The sequence below is a fragment of the Clostridium sp. ETTB3 genome (assembly GCF_053571985.1).
On record NZ_CP199832.1, the window covers coordinates 34385 to 59116 of the forward strand.

Consider the following 24732-nt stretch of genomic DNA (forward strand, 5'->3'; position numbering starts at 1 on the left):
TATGGCAGATACTAAATGGACTAATGAACAGCTTCAAGCAATTGAAACAAGAAGGTGTAATTTACTTGTGGCTGCAGCTGCTGGCTCAGGTAAAACTGCTGTTTTAGTTGAAAGAATTATAAGGATAATAACAAATGAAGAAAATCCAGTGGATATAGATAAGCTTTTAGTTGTTACTTTTACTAGTGCAGCAGCATCAGAAATGAGGGAAAGAATAGCAACAGCTATATCAAAATCATTAGAAAAAAGTCCTAATTCCAAAAATCTTCAAAGACAACTTACCTTATTAAGTAGGGCTAATATAACTACTATGCATTCATTTTGCTTAGATGTAATTAAAAATTATTTTTATACTATTGATTTAGATCCAAGTTTTAGAATTGGTGATGAAACTGAAGCTATTTTAATGAAAAATGAAATAATTGAAGAGCTTTTTGAAGAATATTATGAAGAGGACAATGAAGATTTTAAAAAATTAATAGAAGCATATAGCAGTTCTAAGGATGATGAAAAATTAAAGGAAATGATACTTTCATTATATAGGTTTTCTATGAGTGGACCATGGCCACAACAATGGTTAAAGGAAAAAGCAGAATATTTTAATATTAGTACATTAGAAGAATTTGATAAAAGTGAATGGGTAAAGGTATTAAGGGACAATTTAAGAGTTGAATTAAATGGTTTTTTAAATATGTATAAAAGGGCAATTGAAATAATTAATGATACTAGTGGATTAGAACCTTATTTAGATGCTTTTTATAGTGATTATAATTACTTAGAAAATGCATATGAAAGCTTAAATGGTGGATTAAATGACATTTATATTGCATTAAATTCTATTTCTTTTATTAAGTTAAAAACTGTTAAGAAAAATCAAGTTTCAGATGAAAATGCACAAAATGCAGTAAAAAATATAAGAGATTCAGTTAAGAAGAAAGTAAAAGGATTAATTGAAAGTACATTCGAATTTACACCTCAAGAAGCCCTAGATGGAATAATAGGTGTATATCCTTTTATGAATACATTAGCATCAATAACTCTTGAGTTTTTAAGAAGATTTGATGAAAAGAAAAGAGAAAAAAACATATTAGACTTTAATGATTTGGAACACCTTTGTTTAAAAATATTAATTGATAAAGATGAAAATAATAATATTATACCTTCAAAAGTTGCAGAGTATTTTAGAGAATTTTTTGATGAAGTATTAGTTGATGAATATCAAGACTCTAATAGTGTTCAAGAAACTATAATTGATTTAGTTTCAAGGAGAAGCTTAAAAGAAGCAAATGTATTTATGGTTGGGGATGTTAAGCAAAGTATATATAGATTTAGACAGGCAAAACCAGAATTATTTTTAGATAAATATAATAAGTACTCCTTAAAGGAAGGAAAGAGTAATAGAAAAATTCAATTATATAAAAATTTTAGAAGCAGACAGGAAGTTATAGAAGGTGTTAACTATATATTTAAAATGGTTATGTCTCAAACTGTAGGGGAGCTTGAATATACAAATGAAGAAACATTAAACCTAGGAGCAGATTTTAAATCAACAAATGATGAAAACTCAATATTAGGGGGGGATATAGAACTTCACATATTAGATAAATCAGGAATTGTTAAAGAAGAAAATATAGATGTTTCTGATGAAGAAAGTGAAGGTAAGGAAGAGGAAGAAGATATAGATGCAATTACTTTAGAAGCAAAGATTGTTTCTAAAAGAATAAAGGAATTATTTGAACCTAAGGATGGAAAGAAATTTAAGGTATTTGATAAAGATACTAATGAATATAGGGATGTAAGATATAAGGATATAGTTATTCTTTTAAGAGCAACTAAAAATTGGGCAGAAATATTTTTAGATGAATTGGGCTCTGAAGGTATTCCAGTATATGCAGATACAGGAAGTGGATACTTTGAATCAATTGAAATTAGAACAATAATGTCATTGCTAAAGGTAATAGATAATCCATTACAAGATGTACCTATGATTGCACTTTTAAGATCATCTATAGTTGGATTTACTGCTGAAGAGTTAAGTGATTTAAGATTATTGCATAAAGACTTATATTTTTATGAAATAATAAAAGAAGTAACAGAAGGCATTCATGAGGTTAGTGAAGATTTAAAGTTTAAGTGTGTTAGCTTTGTAGCAGCATTAAATAAATGGAGAAAAAAATCAATTTATACTCCTATAGATGAATTTATATGGTATTTGTATATGGATACTGCATTTTATGGATATGTTGGGGCAATGCCAAATGGGAAGCTAAGACAGGCAAATTTAAAAATACTTTTCCAAAGAGCAAAACAATATGAAAGTACTAGTTTTAAGGGATTATTTAATTTTATAAATTTTATAAATAAGTTAAGAAAATCTTCTGGTGATATGGGAAGTGCAAAGGTACTTGGGGAAAATGAAGATGTAGTTAGAATTATGAGTATTCATAAAAGCAAGGGACTTGAGTTTCCTGTAGTATTTACTAGTGGAATGGGTAAACAATTTAATTTAATTGATTTATCTAATTCTGTTTTATATCATGAAGAATTAGGGTTTGGCCCTAGTTACGTTAATTTAGAAACAAGAAATTCATATTCTACTTTAGCTAAAGAAGCAATAAAAAAAAGAATACGACTAGAAACTTTATCTGAAGAAATGAGAATACTATATGTTGCATTTACTAGGGCAAAAGAAAAGTTAATTATTACTGGAGCAACAAGTAATTTAGAAAAATCAATTAATAATTGGGTTTCTTCAGCAGTATTAGATGAAAATATAATTTTACCTTCAGAAGTGCTAAAGGGAAAATCATATTTAGATTGGATTTGTATGGCTATATGTAAACATGTTTGTGGAGAAAAGTTAAGAAATGTTGCAGGGGCTGGTAGAGAATTAATAACAAGTGATTTTTCTAAATGGGATATTAAGTTTTGGAATAAAAATTTGTTAATAATGGATAAAAATTTAGAAGTTATAGATGAAGTTGAAGAAAAGAAATCTATTATAAATTATAAAGAAGTTGTTGTAGATAATGAAATAAATAGAAGGCTTGATTATAAATATAAATTTTTAGAGTGTTCTATGTTGCCAAGTAATATTTCAGTTTCTGATTTAAAGAAAAAGGAATTTACTTATGGTGATGAAATACATGATGTAGTTGAAGTATTTAAAGAAAAGCAAGTTTTAAAACCTAAATTTTTAAAAGAAGAAAAAGGTTTATCTGCAGCTGAAAGAGGTACTGTAATTCATTATGTTATGCAAAGATTAAATTATGATAGAGTAAATAATGTAACTGAAATAAAAGAGCAAATTAAAGAAATGGTAATGGATAAGTCATTAACTGAAAAGGAAGCTTCTGTTGTATGGCATAATAAAATATACAAATTTTTTGAAAGTAGTTTAGGAAAAAGGTTGTTAATAGCTTATAAGGAAGGAAGATTAGTAAGTAGGGAATTACCGTTTTTTACACAACTAAGTAGCGTTGAATATGATTCAAATTTAAATGTAGAAACTTATGCTGATGAAAAAATAAGACTTCAAGGAATAATAGATTGCTTTTTTGAGGAAGAAGATGGAATAGTTCTTTTAGATTATAAAACTGATTATGTAGATGATAATAATATAAATGAAGTAATTCAAAGATATAAATTGCAAATTAAATATTATAAAGATGCATTAGAAAAAATAACAGGTAAAAATGTAAAGGAAAGCTATCTTTATTTATTTGGAATAGATGAAGAAAGAATAATAAGAGATTAATAAAATAAAGGAAATTGAAAATTTAGTAAGTTTTCAATTTCCTTATATTACTTTTATTAGTATATATAAAAAAACTTATTTTTCCAAATAATAATTTGAATTCTTATTTATGATATTAAATCTTTTTTGTATAAAAAATTTTTTACAATGATTTTTTTTGAAGATTTCTCACTAATTCACTAGTTTAATTATGTTATATTTTAAGACAAAGTTAAAAATTTTATGTTATAATATCGAAAGAATAATAAATGAAATGAGGTATGTTGAGTGATAAATGTTTTAAATGTAAGTTTAAGATACGGGTCTCGTAAGTTATTTGAAGATGTTAACATCAAATTTACTCCTGGTAACTGTTATGGTGTTATAGGTGCTAATGGGGCTGGAAAATCTACATTTTTAAAAATATTATCTGGAGAAGTTGAACCAAATACTGGGGAAGTTGTAATAGCTCCAAATACAAGAATGTCAGTTTTAAGTCAGGACCACTATAAGTATGATGAATTCCCAGTTTTAGAAACAGTTATAATGGGTAATGAAAGATTACATACTATAATGAAAGAAAAAGATGCATTATATGCAAAACCAGATTTTTCAGATGAAGATGGAATTAAAGCAGCTGAGTTAGAAGGTGAATTTGCTGAATTAAATGGTTGGGAAGCAGAATCAGAAGCATCATCTTTATTACAAGGATTAGGAATTGGAACTGATGCTCACTATAAATTAATGTCTGAGTTAACTGGTGCTGAAAAAGTTAAAGTATTACTTGCTCAAGCTTTATTTGGTAACCCAGGAATATTAATACTGGACGAGCCAACTAACCACTTAGATATAAAGTCAATTAAATGGCTTCAAAACTTCTTAGGAGATTTTGAGGGAACAGTTATAGTTGTATCACATGATAGACATTTCTTAAATGAAGTTTGTACTCACATGGCTGACGTTGACTTTGGAAAGATTAAGCTATATGTAGGTAACTATGATTTCTGGTATGAATCAAGCCAATTAGCTACTCAAATGGCTAAGGATCAAAATAAGAAAAAAGAAGAAAAGATTAAAGAATTGCAAGACTTCATTGCAAGATTCAGTGCTAATGCTTCTAAGTCTAAGCAAGCAACATCTCGTAAAAAGTTATTAGAAAAAATTACTTTAGATGATATTCAACCTTCAAGCAGAAGATATCCATTTGTTGGATTTAAGCCTGAAAGAGAAGTTGGTAATGATATATTAGTAGTTGAAGGATTATCTAAGACTATTGATGGAGTTAAAGTTTTAGATAATGTAAGCTTTAGAGTAAATAAAGAAGATAAGATTGCTTTTGTAGGAAATGAAATTGCAATAACTACTTTATTTAAGATAATAAATGGAGAAATGGAACCAGATTCAGGTGAATTTAAATGGGGTATCACTATAACTACTGCATATTTCCCTAAAGACAACTCTGAATACTTTAATGATTGTAAATTAAGCTTAGTTGATTGGTTAAGACAATTCTCAGAAGAAAAATCTGAAAGTTATATTAGAGGATTCTTAGGAAGAATGTTATTCTCTGGAGAAGAAGCTTTAAAAGAAGCTAATGTTTTATCAGGAGGAGAAAAGGTTAGATGTATGCTTTCTAGAATGATGCTTTCTAGTGCAAATGTATTAGTTTTAGATGGACCTACTAACCACTTAGACCTTGAATCAATTACAGCTGTAAATAATGGATTAAAAGACTATAATAGTAATGTTTTATTTGCTTCTCATGACCATCAATTTGTTCAAACAGTTGCAAATAGAATTATAAGAGTAAATGATGATGGATCTATCTTTGATAGAACTATGACTTATGATGAATTCTTAGAAAAATTTGGAGAATAATGAAAATATCATAATATGGCAGTCTATTTTTTAGACTCCTTATTATGATATTTTTTTATTAATTATTTAATTAATTGTTAATCCATCAAACATTATATCTACAATATTTTTCATTGTTTCAGAATAGTCTATTTTTTCTTTTCTTAAATTATTATCTTCTAATATAATTCGTATACTACCTATTAAAACACTTTTCATAAGATAAATATTTACCTTTTTTATCAATCCTTCATCAATACATTTTTTTACTAAGATATTAGTGTGTTCCCAAGCTAAATCTAATCTATTCATTATTTTTTCATAAATTTTAGGATAAAACTTTTTTACTTCATGTATTTTTGTATAATCAATTGCATCGTAAGATGTAGGTAAAAGAGTAAAGATTCTTTTTAATTTTTCTAAATTATCAATGGTATCATCATTAAGTATTTCTTTTCCCTTTTCTGTAATTGAATCAAATATGTCATCTACTAATAAATTTAATAATGTTTCTTTACTATCTATATTTTCATATAAGGTACGTTTACTGACTCCAAGATTATTTGCCAAATCATCCATAGTAAATTTAACACCTTTTTCTTTAAATATATTTATTGTTGCATTTACTATTTTTATCTCTAAACTCATTTTATCCTCCATATGCCATAAACTATTTTTCTTTCTATAACTTAATTCTAGTATTTTATAGTATTACTTTCAAATAAATTTTATACTATTAATTGTTAATAAACTATTAAAAAAATATATGTTAATATATTATAATAGTGGTTATATATAATTAATAGTATTTTTATAATTTAAAAATAATAAAAAGGAAATAAATTCATGATACAAATTTATAATAGAAAAACTAATAAGTATGATACAGAAGCAGTGGCTGGAGAAAAGTATATTAATTGGGCATATGAATCCCCAATAGGAAAAGGATTTGTAGAATTATTTATTAAAAGAAAAATATTTTCAAAGTTATATGGAATTTATTGTGATAGCAAATTGAGTAAAAGAAAAATTTCTTCCTTTATCTCAACTTTTAATATTGATATGGATATGTGCGTAAATACTTCATCTGATTTTGAAAACTTTAATGAATTTTTTATAAGAAGGCTTACAAAAGAGGCACGTCCAATAAATAAAGATAAAAATGTATTGATTTCTCCTGGTGATGGTAGATTAATGGCTTATACTAATATAGATATAAATAAATTAATTCAAGTAAAGGGAATTACATATAGTTTATCGGAATTAATTGAGGATGATGAAATTGCAAAGGAATATAATGGAGGAGTTTGCTTAGTTTTAAGATTATGTCCAACAGATTATCATAGATTACATTTTGTAGATGATGGAATTGCAGAAAAGTCAAATATTGTTACAGGAAATTATTATTCGGTTAATCCAACAGCACTAGAAAGAATTCCTAAGTTATATTGCCAAAATAAAAGAGAATGGTCTATATTTCATTCAAAAAATTTTGGAGATATAATTCATGTTGAAGTTGGGGCTACTTGTGTAGGTTCAATAATTCAAAGCTATACTCCTAATAAAAAAGTTAAAAAAGGTGATGAAAAGGGATATTTTAAATTTGGAGGCTCAACAACTATTTTATTTTTTAAAAAAGATATGGTTTCAATAGATGATGATATTTTACTTCAATCATCATTTGGGTTTGAAAGTAAAGTTAATATGGGTGAGAAAATAGGAGAAAAGTTAAAGTAAAATATAAAATAGAAATTATATTTTTAAAGATATAATTTCTATTTTTAGATAATTAATTTTAAATAATTATTTTATTATTGATTTAATAGTCTTTAAAAATTTTTCTTCATTACCATCGAATATTATTATATTAATTCCCATTTCCTTAGCTCTTATTTTAACAGGAGACTTTATAGGATCTTTTGTAGCTACTAAAATTTTATATGAATTATCTCCACCAAATTTTTCAGCATAAACATTTAGTTCATTTAATGCCATTTCATTATATTTATCGCTATCCTTACAAGAAATAAATATTGGAACAGAATCTTTTACTGCAACTACATCAACTTCATTTCTAACGATTTCATTACTATCATTCCATAAAAACATAACTCCATTTTTAGATTCATCTATTTCATCTATTTTATTTATAAGTTTATTAGTTTCAATTTCTAGCCAAGTACCACTTTTGAATATAAATGCTTTAAGATAATTATTTAAAAAATCAATTGTAATTTTATCAGTGGTATTTCTTAAAGTAATTTCTTTCATTTTAACAAGATTATCTAAGATTAAATTTAATAACTTATTTTCTTCTTTAGATAAATTGTTAGTATGAATATAAATTCTTTGTTGATTATATGAGTCATGCTCAAATATGCTTGAGTCATATAATTTTTGCTTATGTTCATGCCATAATGATATATTTTTTGAGATTTGTTCTGAAAAAAATATTAAATCTTTTTTATTACATAGTTGGGAGGCATCTTCAACAATCATTCCTCCTGAAGCTTTAACTATATCATCTATCTCTAAATCCTCAAAAGCTTTATTTAAAATTGATATAGCATTATCTTTAAATTCATATAATATTTTTTCTTTAATATCAATATATAATGATTTTAAATTATTCTTTAAACATAAGTTTAATAAGATTAAAGAATTTATTCTTTTTCCACCTGTCAAATTTACTATTATATTTTTATTTTCAATATTTTTTATTAATTTTTCTAAGGCGGTATTATCTCCTTCTTTAATATCAAAAAAATTTAATTTTATATTTTTAAAATTTCTTTCATAATATTTTTTTAATGTATCAGCTTTATTATTGCATGATTTATCCTTTATAAAATAGATAATTTCTGGATTTAGTTCTTTTGTTGCTAATATATTACTTTCATTATGTTCATCTACTTGACTTATTAAAATATCAATCATACTTTTAATACCTCTTTATTAAAACTATATTAATAGTTTTCCAAATAAAATGATTTTTTATAAATAAAAAAAGAACCATTGAAAATCAATAGTTCTTTCATGGCAGAGCGTAAAGGAATCGAACCCTTAATGTGCCGTCCGTAGCGGCATGTTATATCCGTTTAACTAACGCTCCAAATTATTAACAACACTATGTTAACACAAATAAATAAATTTTTCAAGAAATAAATGCTTTAATAGGTTTAAAAACAGTAAAATTAGTCAATTATTATTAATAACTATAAGGAGGAATAAATGTGGATAATTTATTTAAGAAGAATAAAAATAAGGATGTTTTTAAAATTTTTGCTATATCCTGTTCTGTATTGCTATTGGTAGTCATTTTAAATTTCTATGTAGATTATAAATATTTATCAATCGTAAATAATTTTTATTCAAAATTTAATAGTTGTGATTTTACTGAAGCTAAAAAAATTATTAATAATGATAGTATTTATTTAAAATTAAAGAAAAAGAAATTAAATAATGATTTAAATGCTTATTTTAGTGAAGTAGTTAATAATATATGTCAAAGTTTATTAGAAAGTAATGAAGAAAAAGAAAAGGCATTAATAGTTTTTAATGAAATAAAAAGTTATAATATTATAAATTCATCTATAAATAAACTTATAATTTCATTAGATAAAAATTATGTTGTACAAACTGAATCAGATTATAAAGCCATTTTATTATTAGGAGTAGATAGTTATAATAATGGAAACCTTAAGGAGGGAATTGATTATTTAAAGAAAATTCCTTCTACATCAAAATATGCAAATAAAGCAAATAAGTACATAAAACAATATGTTAATGAATATAAAGAAGGTTTATTTAATCAAGCTGATGAATTAGTAAAGGATGATTATTATACTAAAGCAATAAATTTACTAAAGGATGCAGATACATCAATTATTGATGTAAATGATACAGATATAGAAGCAAAAATTAATTCAATTTCAGAAGCAAGAGAAAACTATTTAACTTCAATAAGTTCTAATGAAAATAAACAAGAAACAATATCAGCATCTTCTAAGTTACTTCAATCATTAACAAGTAATAACATTAATACATTAAATATTGAAAGCTTAACATCTAATTTAATTTATGTAAATTTAAAAGATCAAATTACTTATATTTATAAAGGTTCAATAAATAATTGGGATAAAATTAAAAGTTTTAAATGTTCTACAGGAATAGAATCTGAAAAAACACCAACAGGAATATTTGATGTACGCGAACGTGGAGCATGGTTTTTTTCAGATAAATACAATCAAGGTGGGAAGTATTGGGTTCAATTTTATGGAGATTATTTATTTCATTCTGTTCCTTATAATAAGGACCAAAGTGAAGTTGTTGATTATACTTTAGGAGTACCAGCTTCTCATGGTTGCATAAGATTAAAAACTGAAGATGCAAAGTGGATTTATGATAATATAGAATCAGGAACAAAGGTAATAATTAATTAAAGTTTAAGGATTAAAGTTAATAAATAATAATTAACTTTAGTCCTAATTTATTGTTATAAACCTTTATAATAATATTTATGTTAAAATATAATAATAACGAAAATTTAATTTAAAGGATGATTTATCATGTTTATTAATATACCTAGTAATGTTCAATTTATTATTGATACTTTTTATAAAAATAATTATGAGGCATTTATGGTTGGGGGATGTGTTAGAGATTCATTGTTGGGATTAATGCCTAAGGATTATGATATAACTACATCAGCATTACCAAGCATAACACAATCATTATTTGAAAAAACTATTCCAACGGGAATACAGCATGGAACAGTTACAGTAGTATTAAATAATGAAAATTTAGAAGTTACTACTTATAGAACTGAAGGAAAATATATTGATAATCGTCGCCCTGAATCAGTTGAGTTTGTATTTAATATAAAAGAAGATTTATCAAGGCGTGATTTTACGGTAAATGCTCTTGCTTATAATAAGAAAGAGGGTTTAATAGATTATTTTAATGGAATAGAAGATATAAGAAATAAGGTAATAAGAGCTGTAGGAGATCCTAATAAAAGGTTTCAAGAAGATGCATTAAGAATGTTACGTGCAATTAGATTTAGTTGCCAATTAGGATTTCAAATAGAAGAAGATACTTATTTAGCTATAAAAGCAAATTATGAATTAATAAAAAATATAAGTGTTGAAAGAATTAGAGATGAATTATGTAAGATATTAATTACTAACAATCCTTGTGAAGGATTAAGCTTACTTAGGGGTACAGGAATTTTAGAAATAATTCTTCCTGAAATTAATAGTTTAGTTGGATATACTCCACTTTGTAATAATCATAATAGAGATGTTTTTAATCATACCTTAAATGTAATAAAAAATACCTCAAGTAATGATTTAATTTTAAGGCTATCAGCACTTTTTCATGATGTTGGAAAACTTAATACCTTAAAACAATTACCTAATGGGCACTGCTATTTTCCTGGGCATGCTAAAGAAGGCGCTATAATATGTAAACCGATATTATCAAGATTAAAGTTTGATAATGATACTATAGATAGAGTTTCTAAGATTATTTATGATCATTTAGTATTAGATGTTAATTATATGCCAACTGATGGTGAAATAAAAAGATTATTAAGACGTGTTGAACCTAAAAATATATTTATTCTTTTTGAACTTCAAAGAGCAGATATTAATGCACTATGGGATCCAGTTCCATTTTTAAAAAAGGTTGATTATATTTCTAATAGAGTAAAATTAATACTTGAAAATAATGAACCACTTTATATAAAAGATTTAGCTGTTACTGGTTCTGATTTAATGACACATTTAAATATTAAACCAGGAAAAATTATTGGAGAAATATTAATATTTTTATTAGAAAAAGTACTTGATGATAAAAATTTAAATACTAAAAAAAATCTTTTATCAATTGCAGAAAATTTTCTTTAATTATAGTAAAAGTGTTGTAAGAAGATAAAAATCCATATAAGGTAAAGTATTAAAGAAGTTTACTTTATAGGGATTTTTATATAAAATAATTTTTAAATTTTTATTATTAATCATATTTAATAGTAGCTAAATTTAATTTTTATATTTTATAAAAATTAAATTACATAAGTATATACACATATGAAATGACTTAAACTACCAAGCAATATGAATATATGAAATATTTCATGGAAGCCCCAATTACCAATTTTCAATTTTTTAGAATTGGTAGCATAAATTATTCCACCTATAGTATAAAAAATACCACCTAATACTAACCAAAATAAGCTTATTCCAGGTAATATTGCTGATAAGGGTTTAATCATAAATAATGCAGCCCAGCCCATTCCAATATACATTGCACTATCTACCCAACTAGGACAATTAAACCAACAAAGTTTAAATACAATACCTAAAATTGCAATAGTAGTCATTACAGTAAACATTGTAAATCCAAATTTACCACCAATTGTTATTAAACAAAATGGAGCATATGAACCAGCAATTAAAATAAAAATCATTGAATGATCAAGTTTTTGAAAAAATGAAATAACTTTTTGAGTTGATACTATTCCATGATAAGTTCCTGAAGTTGTATATAAAAGAATTAAACTTAATCCAAAAATGGTAACAGATAATATTGAAATAGCAGGACCACCTGAGAATGTTACTTTAAGCAACATGGCAATTAAAGCAATTAATGATAATCCAGCACCAGCAAGATGAGTTATAGAATTAATTGGTTCTCTTAATTTTTTATACATATAAATAAACACCTCTCATTTCAATAAGTAGTTTTAAAAACTACATTTTATTATATTAATATTATTTGCTATTTGTTCACTATAGTCAAAGTGAATTTAAGTAGATTTAAGCAAATTATCAGTAAATACATCTGTTTTTCTTGCAAATATTAGGAAATACTATTATTATTAAAATATAATAGTGATAATAAGTAGTTTTTAAAACTATATGGAGGATGCTATGGATATAATAGAAATATTAAATAATTTATCTTTAGAAAGTAATATTAAATTAGAAGAAGTGCCAGAAATAGATTTATATATGGATCAAGTAATTCAATTATTTGAATCTAAATTAAGTAATCAAAAAAGAAATGATGAAGAAAAAATATTAACAAAAACAATGATTAATAATTATGCTAAAGGAAAGCTTTTATTACCTATAAAAAATAAAAAATATTCAAAAGAACATATTATACTTATGTCTTTAATTTATAATTTAAAGGGAGCATTATCAATAAACGATATTAAATTATGTTTAGATGAAATAATAAATAAATCTGTGCAAGGAAATTATCCATTAAGAGAATTATATTCAAGTTTTCTAGAGGAATGTGATAATGATGAAAAAAGCTTTAAAATAGATGTTTCTACAAAATTTGAAAATATAAGCAATAAAGTTGATGAAAATAAAAATTTTGATGGAGAGTTTGAAAAAAACTTTTTATTATTATGTTCATTAGTAAATATGAGTAATATGTATAGAAGAATGAGTGAAAAATTAATTGATGAGTTTTTTGCTGAAGGGAAGTAAAATATGAAGAACTTAAGTGATTTAAAGAGAGAGTTAGAAAAAATTGATGGTCGTGGATATAAAACTTATAAGACATTAGAAGGACAATATAGTTTTGAAGATTATATTTTAAGTATAGATCATGTTCAAGGTGATCCTTTTGCTTCGCCATCAAGGATTAGAGTTATAGTAAATAGTAATAATAACTTTCCTAAAAATTTATTTGATGAAAAATATAAAAAAATTACTATTTGTGATTTTTTAACTAGATTATTTAGTAAAAATATATATAAGTATGGAGAAAAAGTATTTGGCTCAGGTAAAAGTGGACTTATTGAAATAAGTAAATGCTCTCAACAAGTAATAGAAAGAACTTCAATAATAATAAATAATGAAAAAATAGAGGCTAGATTTTATGTTGGATTTCCAGCAAGGGGAAGAAGTGTATTATCTAAAGAGTTAGAAAAAATATTATTTAATATTATACCTAATATAGTTAAAAATACTTTAATTTATAATAATATAAATATTAAAGCTTTAAATGACAAATTAAAATTATTAGAAGATCAAGAATTTATAAGAAAACAATTGAAAGATAAAAAACTTATTGCCTTTATAGCAAATAATTCTATATTACCAAGAGAAAGTGGGATTTCTCAAAAACCATTAAAAGATGGTAAAAAGTTTATTTCACCTAAGGAGCTAGAGGTAGAATTTAATACACCTAATAGAGGATTAATTAAAGGAATGGGAATACCAGAAGGAATAACATTAATAGTTGGTGGAGGTTATCATGGAAAATCAACATTGCTTAAGGCATTAGAGCTTGGAGTATATAATCACATTGAGGGTGATGGAAGAGAATTTGTCATAACAGATAATACTGCATTAAAAGTTAGAGCAGAAGATGGAAGAGCAATAACTAAGACTGATATATCTTTATTCATTAATAATTTGCCAAATGGAAAAGATACTAAGAAGTTTTATACTGAAAATGCAAGTGGAAGTACATCACAAGCAGCTAATATAATAGAGGGTATTGAAAGTGGAACAAAATTATTTTTAATAGATGAAGATACATCAGCTACTAATTTTATGATTAGAGATAGTGTTATGCAACAGCTTGTATCTAAAGATAAAGAGCCTATAACACCATTTATTGATGTAGCAAGAAGCCTTTATAAACAAAAGGGAATATCAACTATATTAGTTGCAGGAAGTTCAGGGGACTTTTTTGATATTGCAGATTTAGTAATTCAAATGGATAATTATGAACCTTATGAAGTTACTAAAAAGGCAAAAGCTTTAAGTAGAGGGATAACTAATGTAAATGAAAATTTAAAGGTGGATATTGATTTTAATAGGGTGATTCTTAAAGGGACCATAGAAAGTAGCCCAAAGGGTGTTAAGGTTAAAACTTTAGGTAAGGATGGAATTTCTATTAATAAAGAAAATATAGATTTAAGAGCCGTAGAACAAATTGTAGATAATGAACAGTTAAATACAATTGGAGCAATTATGAAATATGCTGAAAATAAATTAATGGGAAAAAATTTAACTTTAGCACAAATTGCAGATAATATAACTGAAGAATTAAAGAATAATCTTATTGGAATTGAAAATATTAAAGGTGGATATGGAAGCTTTGCTATAGTAAGAAAGCAAGAAATAATGTGTGCATATAATAGATATAGGAAAATAAAAATTAGATAAAATGGAAAAAATATCTAGTATATTTTTTTGATATATGGTAATATTAATATTGTTAAGTTAAAAATTAACAATATGGCTTGTTGGTCAAGAGGTAAAGACGTCACCCTCTCACGGTGAAATCAGGGGTTCGATTCCCCTACAGGTCACCATTATCAAGGATTTTGGAGTTAAACAATTTTTGTTTGCTCCTTTTTTTATAAAAAGGGGCTGTCGCACTAAAACTTTTATACACAATATATTGTAGTATTTATTCTTAATGCGACATCCCCAAATATTTAATATATAAAATTTGCAATTAAAACTATAACTGGTAAAGTTATTAAGGTTCTTTCTATAAATATTATAATTAATTCTTTTATATTTATTGGAATCTTAGAACCAAGTAAAACACCACCAACTTCAGACATATATATAAGTTGAGTTACAGAAACTGCAGCAACTATAAATCTTGTCATTTCACTTTGTATAGTTGTTGAAGCAACAACTGAAGGAAGTAACATATCAGCAAATCCAACAACTAATGTTTGAGATGCTTGGGCAGCTTCAGGTATTTGTAATAATTGAAGTAGAGGAATAAAAGGTATTCCTAAGATTTTAAATACTGGAGTATAGTTAGCTATTATAAGTGCTATTGTTGCCATACACATAACAACAGGTAAGACTCCAATCCACATTTCTAAAACATTTTTAGCACCATCAGTAAAGAATTCTTTTATGCTAGAATTTTTTCTTGCTTTTGTTATAGCTTGTTCATATCCCCATGAAAAAGATGTATATCCACTAGGAATAGATTCATCTATTTTTTTATTTTCTCCATTATAATATGTATCTTTCTTTTTGGATAATGGATATATTCTTGGAATTATTATTGCAGCAACTATACCAGCAATACTAACAGTTAAGTAAAATGGAACAAACATATTTCCAAGTCCAACAGTATTTATTACAACTAAACTAAATGTAATTGAAACTGCTGAAAATGTAGTACTTATAGTAGCGGCTTCTCTTTCTGTATAAAATCCATCTTCATATTGTTTACTAGTTAGCATTATTCCTAAAGTACCATCACCTAACCAAGATGTGATACAGTCAATTGAAGAACGACCAGGTAATTTAAATACTGGTCTCATTACTTTAGTTAATAATGCACCAAAAAACTCTAATAAACCAAAATTAAGTAGTAATGGTAAGAATAATCCTGCAAATAAGAATATAGAAAATAATACAGTTAAAAGATCATGTAATACAAAAGCACCAGTATCACTATTAATTATCATTTCAGGTCCTACATTAAGAGTAACAAGTAATCCAAATATTCCACCTAGTACTCTTGAAGTTAACCAAATTGAAGTTGTACTAAATAGTGAATTTAAAAGCTTATTATTTATTATAAATTTTGGCTTAAAAACTGTTGCTATAAAACTAAATATAGCGGAAATAATCAGTGTTATGGTAATTATGTATACTAAATATTCACCAAGAAAATTTACTAGTTTTCCAGAAAAAATAGCTATTGGAATAGTAACATCGCCTTCATGTTTTATTGGAATTATAAACAATAAAACACCAATTAGAGAAGGAATAATGAATTTTAACTTATCTTTTAAGGAAACTTTAGTTTTATCATTATCAAATGGTTTTAAATTTGAAACTTCCATTTTTTCTCCTTTTATAACAAAAAAATTTTAATTATTAAACTACATTAATTCTAAATGCAAAGATATCAAAAATCAACATATTTTATGCATAAAAATTTAGAAAAACTTTATAATTTTTTATTTTTATACAGAATTATTCAAAAGTTTTAATTTTTATTCAAATTTATGGACACGTATAATTTTAATAGGCAAATTTGTATATAGATATAAAGGAAATTTTTATGGTAAATACTAATAAAGATAATTATAATATATAAATAACAAATTAAGATTTAGGAGATGATCTGTTTGAACTATAGAGAGCAAATGAAAAGGTGTAATAGAATAGTAATTAAAGTAGGAACATCAACACTTACTTATGATAATGGTAATATAAACTTAACAAGAATAGAAAAGTTAACAAGGGTATTATCTGATTTAATGAATTCAGGAAAAGAAGTTGTTCTTGTTTCATCTGGAGCAGTTGGTGTTGGAGTTAATAAGATTAAATTAAAAGAAAAACCAAAGAGTATAAAAGAAAAACAAGCAGCTGCTGCTGTAGGACAATGTGAACTTATGCATATATATAGTAAATTCTTTGGAGAATATAGCCATATTGTTGGGCAAGTTTTATTAACAAGAGATGTTGTTGAAGATGATCATATAAGAGAAAATGTTGTAAATACATTTGAAACTTTATTAGAAAATAAAATTATACCAATAGTTAATGAAAATGATACTGTTGCTATAGACGAAATTGAAAATATAGTTAGATTTGGGGATAATGATAACTTATCAGCAATAGTTGCTGAATTAGTTAGTGCTGATTTATTAATTATATTATCTGATATAGATGGTTTTTATGACTCAGATCCAAGAAAAAATCCAAATTCAAAATTAATAAAAACAGTAGAAGAAATTACACCAGAATTAGAAGCTTGTGCTGGTGGTGCAGGAAGTAATCTTGGAACTGGAGGAATGGCAACAAAATTAACTGCAGCTAAAAGAGCTATATCAGCAAATTGCAACATGATATTAGCAAATGGGGAAAATCCATCACTATTAATAGATATAGTAGAAGGAAAAGAAGTTGGAACATTGTTTATGAAAAAAAATAAATAGAAGGGAGTTTTATAATAATGAATGAATTAATAAATAAGGGTAAAAAAGCAAAAAAAGTTTCTTTTATATTATCAAATTTAAGCACATTAGAAAAAAATAAAGGATTAAATGCAATGGCTAATTCTTTAGTTAATAATAAAGAAGAAATACTTAAGGCTAATAAAATTGATTTACAAGCATCAATGGAAAAGGGTACATCTAAATCTATGTTAGATAGATTAGCATTAACTGAGGAAAGAATAGAAGGCATGTCAAATGGTTTAAGACAAGTTGTAGCATTACCAGATCCAATAGGAGAGGTATTAGGAATGTGGACAAGACCAAATGGACTTCAAATTGGACAAAAGAGAGTTCCTTTAGGTGTTATAGGAATAATATATGAAGCAAGACCTAACGTAACAAGTGATGCAGCAGGACTTTGTTTTAAAGCGGGTAATGCAGTTATTTTAAGAGGTGGAAGTGAAGCTATTAATTCTAATAAAGCAATAGTTAAAGTATTAAGAGAAGGACTTAAATCAGTAGGGCTTCCAGAAGATTCAATTCAATTAATTGAAGATACAAGTAGGGAAGTTGCAACTGAAATGATGAAATTAAATGACTACATTGATGTGTTAATTCCAAGAGGTGGAGCAGGACTTATTCAAGCTGTAGTTAAAAATGCAACAGTTCCTGTAATTGAGACAGGAACAGGAAATTGTCATATATATGTTGATGAATATGCAGATTTTGAAATGGCTAAAAATATAGTTATAAATGCTAAAACATCAAGACCTTCAGTATGTAATGCAGCAGAAAAGTTATTAGTTCATGAAAAAATAGCTAAAGATTTTATGCCTATAATATTAAAAGCATTAAGAGACAAGGATGTAGAAATAAGAGGGGATAAATCTTCTATTGCTTATGATTCATCAATAAAAAAGGCAAATAAAGAAGAATGGTATAATGAATATTTAGATTATATAATAGGTGTAAAAGTTGTAAATGATATTGATGAAGCAATTGATATTATTAATCATTATGGTTCTGGACATTCAGAAGCTATAATTACTAAAGATTATGGTAATTCTCAAAAGTTCTTACAAAAAGTAGATGCAGCAGCTGTTTATGTAAATGCATCAACTAGATTTACAGATGGAGAAGAGTTTGGATTTGGTGCTGAAATAGGAATTAGTACTCAAAAGCTTCATGCAAGAGGACCAATGGGGCTTAAAGAACTAACTACTATTAAATATATTATTTATGGAAATGGCCAAATAAGATAAGTGAAAGCCCAAATTTTAATTTGGTTGCTTGAACTTACTCCTATGAGTGAAGCGAATAGAGAGTTTCATATGAAAGCCCAAATTTTAACTGACACTCTAAATCTATGATTTAGTTAGTGGAAGTTACCTACTTGTTAATTTGGTTGCTTGAACTTACTCCTATGAGCAAAGTAAATATAGCGTTTCAGATAATAATTATATAAGGAGGAATATATAGTCAATTAAAATATTGATGAATGTGTTTAAAAGTATTAATATGTGCCCAAGGAGTGATATTAATGAACAGTAAACACATAACAAATTACAAACCAAAAGATTTTGCTGAATTACTTGGAGTGAGTGTAAAAACCTTTCAACGTTGGGATAGAGAAAACATATTAAAGGTAAAAAGAACACTAACAGACAGAAGATATTTTACTTACGAACAGTATTTAGAGTTTAAAGGTATCAATGGTTCTGATAATGATAGAAAGACAGTTATTTATACTAGAGTTTCTACTAATTGGCAAAAAGATGATTTGAAAAATCAGATAGAATTTCTTTTAAACTTTACATCTTCCAAAGGAATAATAGTAGATTAAATAATTGAAGATATAGGTAGTGGATTGAATTACAATCATAGAAAATGGAATAAACTTATTGAGGAATGAATGGAAAATAAAGTTGATTCTATTATAGTAACTCATAAAGATAGATTTATTCGTTTTGGATATGATTGGTTTGAACGATTTTTGAGTAAATATAATGTGAAAATAATAGTTGTAAACAACGAATTACTTTCACTGTAAGAAGAATTAGCTCAAGATATAATTTCAATATTACATGTTTTTAGTTGTAGAATCTACGGATTAAGAAAATATAAGAAAAAGATAGAAAGGGATGAAGAAATTGCTAAAAGCCTACAAAGTAGAGATAAAACCAACAACAAAACAAATACAGAAAATCAATCAAAGTATTGGAGTTTGTAGATGGCTATATAATGAATATTTATCAACGAACAATCAACTATATACTAAATACAAAAATGGATTCATTGATAAGAAACAGGTGTTTATGAGTGCCAATGATTTTGATAAGTATATAAATAATGAAATCAAAGTTTTAGATGAATACTCTTGGATAAATAATTGCGGTTCTAAAGCTAGAAAAAAAGCTATACAAAATGCCGAAATCGCTTATAAAAGGTTTTTTAAAGGTCAAGCTAAGTTTCCTAAGTTTAAAAAGAAAAATAAATGTGATGTTAAATTATACTTTCCTAAGAATAATAAAGGCGATTGGAAAGTGGATAGACATAAAATAATGATACCTACATTAAAAAACGTAAGGTTAAAGGAGTATGGCTACATTCCAATAGGCTCAAAAATTATTAGCGGAACTGTATCAAAGAAAGCAAATAGATATTATGTGTCTGTAATAATAGATGTAGAAAATATCCCACAGAAAAATACAAATCAAGGTATAGGAATTGATTTAGGCATAAAAGATTTTGCTATTTGCAGCGATAAAATCATTTATAAAAACATAAATAAAACTCAAAGAGTTAAGAAGTTAGAAAAGAAATTATTAAGAGAGCAAAAAAGACTTTCAAGGAAATATGAAAGTTTAAAAATAAGAAATAAAAAAGAGAAGGGAGAAGCTACTCGACAAAATATCCAAAAACAAATAGCTAAAGTACAAATACTTTATCAAAGACTTAACAACATAAGAACTGATTATATAAATAAAGTTGTAAGTAATGTGGTGAGAAACAAACCATCTTATATTACGATAGAAGATTTAAATGTTAAGGGAATGATGAGGAATAAGCATTTATCTAAAGCAGTAGCACAACAGAAATTTAATGAATTTAGAAATAAATTATCAAATAAATGCAATGACTTAGGTATAGAATTAAGAATTGTTGATAGATTTTATCATTCAAGTAAACTATGTCATAAATGTGGTTCTATAAAAAAAGATTTAAAGCTTAAAGATAGAATTTTTAATTGTGATTGTGGGTATGTTGAAGATAGAGATTATAATGCAAGTCTTAATTTAAGAGATGCAAAAATCTATAAAATAGCATAAACAAATTTTATAGATATGTACCGATGGCTAAGTCGGGAATTTACGCCTTTGGAGTGACATATCAAACTAAAGTAGTCTATGTTTATCAAGACAAAATAGGTCACGTTGAAAAAGGAAAAATCTCAATATGGATACGTTTGTCCATATTTCGAGTAGCAGTAAAATATTATGAACTTTGCAATAAAGACATTTAATGAATTAACAATTGATGAATTATATGAAATTGTAAAATCAAGATTTGAAGTTTTTGTTTGTGAACAAAAGATTGTTGAAGATCAAGAATTTGATGATAAAGATAAAGTTAGTTATCATATAATGTTAAAAGAAAATGATAAAGTTGTAGCTTATTGTAGAATTGTACCTAAGGAAATAGGATATGATTATACTTCTATTGGAAGAGTATTAGTACTTTCAAGTTATAGAAGAAAAGGAATAGCTCAAGAAATGATAAAGGTAGCATTAGATTTTATAAAAAATAATTTAAATGAAAATATTGTAGTATTATCTGGACAGCTTTATGCAAAAGGATTATATGAAAGTGTAGGATTTAATGTTATCTCTGATGTTTATGATGAAGTTAATATTCCACATGTTAAAATGAAGGTAGAATTATAAAAAATAATGTACAAATTTAAAAATTAATACATACCATATAGTAATAAAAATAGTCGAGAAGGAATACTATATGGCTTATGTATTAATTTTTTGTTTAATAGTGGCGATAATTAGTTTTAGTATATTTGTGATAATGGATATATTTGGAGGTAAGTACATTTTAGATATTGAAGACCTTCCAATGGATTGTGATACTGTAATTATATTAGGAGCTGGTGTCAGAGCAGATGGTAATCCTTGTGATTTATTAGCAGATAGGCTAGATACAGGAGCAAAGGTATATGTAATGAGAATATGCAAAACTATTTTATTAACTGGTGATAATAGTGGAGAATCTTATAATGAGCTTGCAGTTATGAAAAAGTGGATTATGAAAAATTATACGAGAACTAATATTAAAGAAGAGGATTTACTAGTAGATAATTGTGGTTTTTGTACTTATGATAGTATGAAAAGGGCAAAAAATATATTTAATATAAAAAAAGCAATAATATCAACTAATGAATATCATTTACCAAGGGCAATATTTATTGCAAGAAGCTTTGGAATTGAAGCTTATGGAATTGCTTCTGATATGAGACAATATGATAAGATGAAAAAATATAAAATAAGAGAGCGAGTAGCTCAGCTTAAAGACTTTTTTTTATGTCTAATAAAGATGCAATAATAGTATCTTTATTAGACATTTTTATGTACTAAATCAAAGTTATATAATATTAAAATAATTATTATATAAGATAAAATTTTAAATATAATTATAAAAGTTTATAAAATAAAAAATATTATTATAAAATATACGTAAGTTTTAGTATGAAAGGATTAATAAAATAAGTTATGGGGAAGCATAAATATACATTAATAACAGGTGCGTCATCAGGAATAGGATATGAACTTGCAAGATTATTTGCTAAAGATAAACACAATTTAATTTTAATTGCAAGAAATATAGATAAATTACAAGAAGTTAAAGTAGAATTAATGAGTAATAATATTGATGTAAAAATATTAAGTTTAGATTTATCTAAAAATGAAGATATTGAAAAATTATTTAATTATATAAAAATAAATAAGATAGAAATAAATACTTTAATTAATAATGCTGGTGTTGGGACATTTGGAGATTTTAAAGATATATTATGGGAGAAAGAAGAAGAATTAATTGATATAAATATAAAATCTTTAACTAAATTAACAAAATATTTTTTACAACAAATTATAAAAGAGAAAAATGGTGGAATTTTAAATGTTGCATCTACAGCAGCTTTTTGTTCAGGTCCTAGAATGGCTAGTTATTATGCATCAAAGGCATATGTTCTTAATTTAACAGAGGCTATATATGAAGAGTGTAAAAATACTGGAGTTAAAATTTCATGCCTTTGTCCAGGACCAGTTAAAACAGGTTTTCAAGGGAAGGCTGGAATTAAAAAAAGTGAAGCAGCTAAGAAATATTTAATGGATGCAAAAGATGTTGCTAATATTGCTTATAAGGAATTTAATAAAGGCAAACTTATTATAATCCCTGGCATAAAAAATAAATTATTAGTTTTGGGTAATAAGTTCTTACCGCGTTGTATTTCAAGAAAAATAATATTATTAACAAATAAAAAATAGGTTAGATTTGGAAAATTTATTATAAAAATAAATGGAATAATATTGAGAAAAGGATAGTATAAATTAAAATAGAAAATGAAAAGTTAATTTATATATTTATAAAAATACGTTTTTATTGAATAAATATTTTGAAAGAAGTTTAATTATAAAAAATTAACAGGAAATAATTATAATATAAGTACGCAATTAACTTTTTAAATATAACGAATATAAATAATTTAATATTGACAATAATTCGTGCTAAATATACAATAATATACAAGATATAGAATTAATTAGTTAAAAAGTACACTTTAAATTGGTCCAGAGAGGCCAGAAAGGAGTATGTAGGTATGTTATACGTAAATAGCAATAGTTACATCTATTTATCAATTGAATTTTCTAAAGTAAATTTTAAATATATTAAGGATAGTATGGAGAGATTACATAGTTAAATGTCTCCTTACTATCCTTTTCTTTTAAATTTATAAAAAAATTAAAGAGTTTATTGAGATATATTTAAGATTAAAGGGCTTTTAGAAAGTGTATTTTTAGCTGTTAGATGGATAAATTTTAGGAGGGCTAGGAATGAAAGCAAGGCTTATATTAGAAAATGGAATGATTTTTGAAGGTAATGCATTTGGATACTTAAAAGATAGTGTAGGAGAAGTTGTATTTACAACAGGAATGACAGGATATCAAGAGGTATTAACAGATCCATCATATTATGGACAAATTGTTACTATGACATATCCGTTAATTGGAAACTACGGAATTAATTTAGAAGATAATGAATCTAATTCACCAAAGGTAAGGGGATTTATAGTAAGGGAAAAATGTAGTTTTCCAAATAATTTTAGATGTGAATTTGGATTAGAAGATTATTTAAAACAAAATAAAATAATTGGATTAGAAGGTATAGATACAAGAGCTTTAACAAAGGTTTTAAGGAATAACGGTACAATGAGGGGGATTATTTCATTAGAATATGAAACATTAGAAGAAGTTAAAGAAAAAATAACTGCTTTTTCAAATAAGGATGCAGTAAAAATGGTAACTGCAAAAGAACCATATATTATTGAGGGAACTGGAAAGCATGTTGCAATAATGGATTTTGGAATAAAGAGTAATATAATAAGAAATTTTAAAAAGAGAAATTGTAAAATAACAATTTTTCCAATGAATGCTACAGCAGAAGAAATATTATCAGTAAATCCTGATTTAGTATTTTTATCAAATGGTCCTGGAGATCCAGAAGATTTAGGTTTTGTAATAGAAAATATTAAAAAAATTGTTGGAGTTAAGCCTATAGTTGGAATTTGTTTAGGACATCAATTATTAGCATTAACTTTAGGTGGAACTACAACTAAATTAAAGTTTGGACATAGAGGATGTAATCATCCAGTTAAGGATTTAGAAAGAAATATGGTTCATATTACTTCTCAAAATCATGGATATGTAGTTGATCAATTACCAAAAGGAGTTGTAGCAACACATGTAAATATAAATGATGGAACAATAGAAGGTATGAAGCATACAACTTTACCAATATACTCAGTTCAATTCCATCCTGAGGCTGCAGCAGGTCCAAAGGATAGTGAATATATATTTGACAGATTTATGGAATATGCACTATAGGAGGGTTAAAA

The 24732-nt window shown here is 25.7% G+C and carries 19 protein-coding genes, 2 tRNA genes and 1 pseudogene; 17 read left to right on the plus strand and 5 right to left on the minus strand.

What is annotated here, in order from left to right; genetic code table 11:
- Position 1 precedes the first annotated feature (1 nt).
- The gene (addA, locus tag ACUN06_RS00160) at positions 2-3757 is read left to right on the plus strand and encodes a helicase-exonuclease AddAB subunit AddA (protein WP_449389946.1); all 3756 of its coding nucleotides are present in this window, start codon (positions 2-4) and stop codon (positions 3755-3757) included.
- 267 nt (positions 3758-4024) lie between these two features.
- Positions 4025-5614, plus strand: a complete 1590-nt coding sequence (locus tag ACUN06_RS00165; RefSeq protein WP_291731598.1) for an ABC-F family ATP-binding cassette domain-containing protein — start codon at positions 4025-4027, stop codon at positions 5612-5614.
- Positions 5615-5680: 66 nt separating this feature from the next.
- On the opposite strand, the gene ACUN06_RS00170 is transcribed toward ACUN06_RS00165, so the two are convergent.
- Positions 5681-6241: a TetR/AcrR family transcriptional regulator gene (locus ACUN06_RS00170; RefSeq protein WP_301953721.1), complete on the minus strand. Its 561-nt coding sequence runs from the start codon at positions 6239-6241 to the stop codon at positions 5681-5683.
- Between the two features lie 198 nt (positions 6242-6439).
- Here ACUN06_RS00170 and ACUN06_RS00175 point away from each other — a divergent pair, with 198 nt between their 5' ends.
- Positions 6440-7330 carry a phosphatidylserine decarboxylase gene (locus ACUN06_RS00175; RefSeq protein ID WP_294398711.1) on the plus strand — a complete coding sequence of 297 codons (891 nt, stop codon included), beginning with the start codon at positions 6440-6442 and terminating at the stop codon, positions 7328-7330.
- 66 nt (positions 7331-7396) lie between these two features.
- Here the strand turns inward: ACUN06_RS00175 and ACUN06_RS00180 are convergent, their stop codons facing one another.
- Both ACUN06_RS00180 and ACUN06_RS00185 read right to left on the minus strand, forming a co-directional pair.
- On the minus strand, positions 7397-8530 hold the full coding sequence (locus tag ACUN06_RS00180) for a Card1-like endonuclease domain-containing protein (RefSeq protein WP_294383344.1): 1134 nt from the start codon (positions 8528-8530) through the stop codon (positions 7397-7399).
- A 100-nt stretch (positions 8531-8630) separates the two neighbouring features.
- A tRNA-Arg gene (locus ACUN06_RS00185) sits at positions 8631-8705 on the minus strand.
- 121 nt (positions 8706-8826) lie between these two features.
- Here ACUN06_RS00185 and ACUN06_RS00190 point away from each other — a divergent pair.
- Both ACUN06_RS00190 and ACUN06_RS00195 read left to right on the plus strand, forming a co-directional pair.
- Entirely contained in the window at positions 8827-10035 is a 1209-nt protein-coding gene (locus tag ACUN06_RS00190) for a L,D-transpeptidase (protein WP_449389947.1), read from the plus strand.
- 126 nt (positions 10036-10161) lie between these two features.
- Positions 10162-11502, plus strand: coding sequence for a CCA tRNA nucleotidyltransferase (locus tag ACUN06_RS00195; protein ID WP_301953717.1), 1341 nt, complete (start codon positions 10162-10164; stop codon positions 11500-11502).
- A 155-nt stretch (positions 11503-11657) separates the two neighbouring features.
- Here the strand turns inward: ACUN06_RS00195 and trhA are convergent, their stop codons facing one another.
- Positions 11658-12305, minus strand: a complete 648-nt coding sequence (gene trhA, locus ACUN06_RS00200; RefSeq protein WP_294126868.1) for a PAQR family membrane homeostasis protein TrhA — start codon at positions 12303-12305, stop codon at positions 11658-11660.
- A 220-nt stretch (positions 12306-12525) separates the two neighbouring features.
- On the opposite strand from trhA, the gene ACUN06_RS00205 reads away from it, so the two are divergent.
- The 3 genes from ACUN06_RS00205 to ACUN06_RS00215 all read left to right on the plus strand — a co-directional run bounded on the left by ACUN06_RS00205 (position 12526) and on the right by ACUN06_RS00215 (position 14939).
- Positions 12526-13098, plus strand: a complete 573-nt coding sequence (locus ACUN06_RS00205; protein WP_291731607.1) for a DUF1836 domain-containing protein — start codon at positions 12526-12528, stop codon at positions 13096-13098.
- A gap of 3 nt (positions 13099-13101) precedes the next feature.
- Positions 13102-14790: an ABC-ATPase domain-containing protein gene (locus ACUN06_RS00210; RefSeq protein ID WP_302538143.1), complete on the plus strand. Its 1689-nt coding sequence runs from the start codon at positions 13102-13104 to the stop codon at positions 14788-14790.
- A 74-nt stretch (positions 14791-14864) separates the two neighbouring features.
- Positions 14865-14939: transfer RNA gene (locus ACUN06_RS00215), tRNA-Glu, on the plus strand.
- Between the two features lie 126 nt (positions 14940-15065).
- On the opposite strand, the gene ACUN06_RS00220 is transcribed toward ACUN06_RS00215, so the two are convergent.
- Positions 15066-16448, minus strand: a complete 1383-nt coding sequence (locus tag ACUN06_RS00220; RefSeq protein ID WP_294369475.1) for a YjiH family protein — start codon at positions 16446-16448, stop codon at positions 15066-15068.
- Between the two features lie 306 nt (positions 16449-16754).
- On the opposite strand from ACUN06_RS00220, the gene proB reads away from it, so the two are divergent.
- From proB to ACUN06_RS00265, 9 genes and pseudogenes are all read left to right on the plus strand, one after another.
- On the plus strand, positions 16755-17549 hold the full coding sequence (proB, locus tag ACUN06_RS00225) for a glutamate 5-kinase (protein ID WP_374111367.1): 795 nt from the start codon (positions 16755-16757) through the stop codon (positions 17547-17549).
- Between the two features lie 17 nt (positions 17550-17566).
- A complete protein-coding gene (locus ACUN06_RS00230) occupies positions 17567-18811 on the plus strand; it encodes a glutamate-5-semialdehyde dehydrogenase (RefSeq protein ID WP_294369473.1) in 1245 nt (414 codons plus the stop codon).
- A 293-nt stretch (positions 18812-19104) separates the two neighbouring features.
- Positions 19105-19779 (plus strand): annotated as a pseudogene (locus ACUN06_RS00235) (IS607 family transposase).
- Positions 19700-20878, plus strand: a complete 1179-nt coding sequence (locus tag ACUN06_RS00240) for an RNA-guided endonuclease InsQ/TnpB family protein (protein ID WP_449390250.1) — start codon at positions 19700-19702, stop codon at positions 20876-20878. The pseudogene ACUN06_RS00235 and the gene ACUN06_RS00240 overlap by 80 nt, the downstream one beginning before the upstream one ends.
- 23 nt (positions 20879-20901) lie before the next feature.
- Positions 20902-21072: a hypothetical protein gene (locus tag ACUN06_RS00245; RefSeq protein ID WP_449389948.1), complete on the plus strand. Its 171-nt coding sequence runs from the start codon at positions 20902-20904 to the stop codon at positions 21070-21072.
- Positions 21047-21493: a GNAT family N-acetyltransferase gene (locus ACUN06_RS00250; RefSeq protein WP_291736888.1), complete on the plus strand. Its 447-nt coding sequence runs from the start codon at positions 21047-21049 to the stop codon at positions 21491-21493. The genes ACUN06_RS00245 and ACUN06_RS00250 overlap by 26 nt, the downstream gene beginning before the upstream one ends.
- A gap of 70 nt (positions 21494-21563) precedes the next feature.
- Complete coding sequence (locus ACUN06_RS00255; RefSeq protein WP_291736891.1) at positions 21564-22160, plus strand: SanA/YdcF family protein; 597 nt, start codon at positions 21564-21566, stop codon at positions 22158-22160.
- A gap of 167 nt (positions 22161-22327) precedes the next feature.
- Complete coding sequence (locus tag ACUN06_RS00260; RefSeq protein ID WP_294162940.1) at positions 22328-23104, plus strand: SDR family NAD(P)-dependent oxidoreductase; 777 nt, start codon at positions 22328-22330, stop codon at positions 23102-23104.
- A gap of 567 nt (positions 23105-23671) precedes the next feature.
- The gene (locus ACUN06_RS00265) at positions 23672-24721 is read left to right on the plus strand and encodes a carbamoyl phosphate synthase small subunit (protein WP_291735470.1); all 1050 of its coding nucleotides are present in this window, start codon (positions 23672-23674) and stop codon (positions 24719-24721) included.
- The last annotated feature ends 11 nt before the right edge of the window (positions 24722-24732 follow it).

What these genes read in the sequence shown, in the direction of transcription:
- ACUN06_RS00180 (WP_294383344.1), bottom strand. Translation starts at nt 8,530, where the DNA reads ATGATTGATATTTTAATAAGTCAAGTAGATGAACATAATGAAAGTAAT.
- proB (WP_374111367.1), top strand. Translation starts at nt 16,755, where the DNA reads ATGAAAAGGTGTAATAGAATAGTAATTAAAGTAGGAACATCAACACTT.
- ACUN06_RS00255 (WP_291736891.1), top strand. Translation starts at nt 21,564, where the DNA reads ATGGCTTATGTATTAATTTTTTGTTTAATAGTGGCGATAATTAGTTTT.
- ACUN06_RS00260 (WP_294162940.1), top strand. Translation starts at nt 22,328, where the DNA reads ATGGGGAAGCATAAATATACATTAATAACAGGTGCGTCATCAGGAATA.
- ACUN06_RS00210 (WP_302538143.1), top strand. Translation starts at nt 13,102, where the DNA reads ATGAAGAACTTAAGTGATTTAAAGAGAGAGTTAGAAAAAATTGATGGT.
- ACUN06_RS00170 (WP_301953721.1), bottom strand. Translation starts at nt 6,241, where the DNA reads ATGAGTTTAGAGATAAAAATAGTAAATGCAACAATAAATATATTTAAA.
- ACUN06_RS00245 (WP_449389948.1), top strand. Translation starts at nt 20,902, where the DNA reads ATGGCTAAGTCGGGAATTTACGCCTTTGGAGTGACATATCAAACTAAA.
- ACUN06_RS00250 (WP_291736888.1), top strand. Translation starts at nt 21,047, where the DNA reads ATGAACTTTGCAATAAAGACATTTAATGAATTAACAATTGATGAATTA.
- ACUN06_RS00175 (WP_294398711.1), top strand. Translation starts at nt 6,440, where the DNA reads ATGATACAAATTTATAATAGAAAAACTAATAAGTATGATACAGAAGCA.
- addA (WP_449389946.1), top strand. Translation starts at nt 2, where the DNA reads ATGGCAGATACTAAATGGACTAATGAACAGCTTCAAGCAATTGAAACA.
- ACUN06_RS00230 (WP_294369473.1), top strand. Translation starts at nt 17,567, where the DNA reads ATGAATGAATTAATAAATAAGGGTAAAAAAGCAAAAAAAGTTTCTTTT.
- ACUN06_RS00195 (WP_301953717.1), top strand. Translation starts at nt 10,162, where the DNA reads ATGTTTATTAATATACCTAGTAATGTTCAATTTATTATTGATACTTTT.
- trhA (WP_294126868.1), bottom strand. Translation starts at nt 12,305, where the DNA reads ATGTATAAAAAATTAAGAGAACCAATTAATTCTATAACTCATCTTGCT.
- ACUN06_RS00265 (WP_291735470.1), top strand. Translation starts at nt 23,672, where the DNA reads ATGAAAGCAAGGCTTATATTAGAAAATGGAATGATTTTTGAAGGTAAT.
- ACUN06_RS00205 (WP_291731607.1), top strand. Translation starts at nt 12,526, where the DNA reads ATGGATATAATAGAAATATTAAATAATTTATCTTTAGAAAGTAATATT.
- ACUN06_RS00220 (WP_294369475.1), bottom strand. Translation starts at nt 16,448, where the DNA reads ATGGAAGTTTCAAATTTAAAACCATTTGATAATGATAAAACTAAAGTT.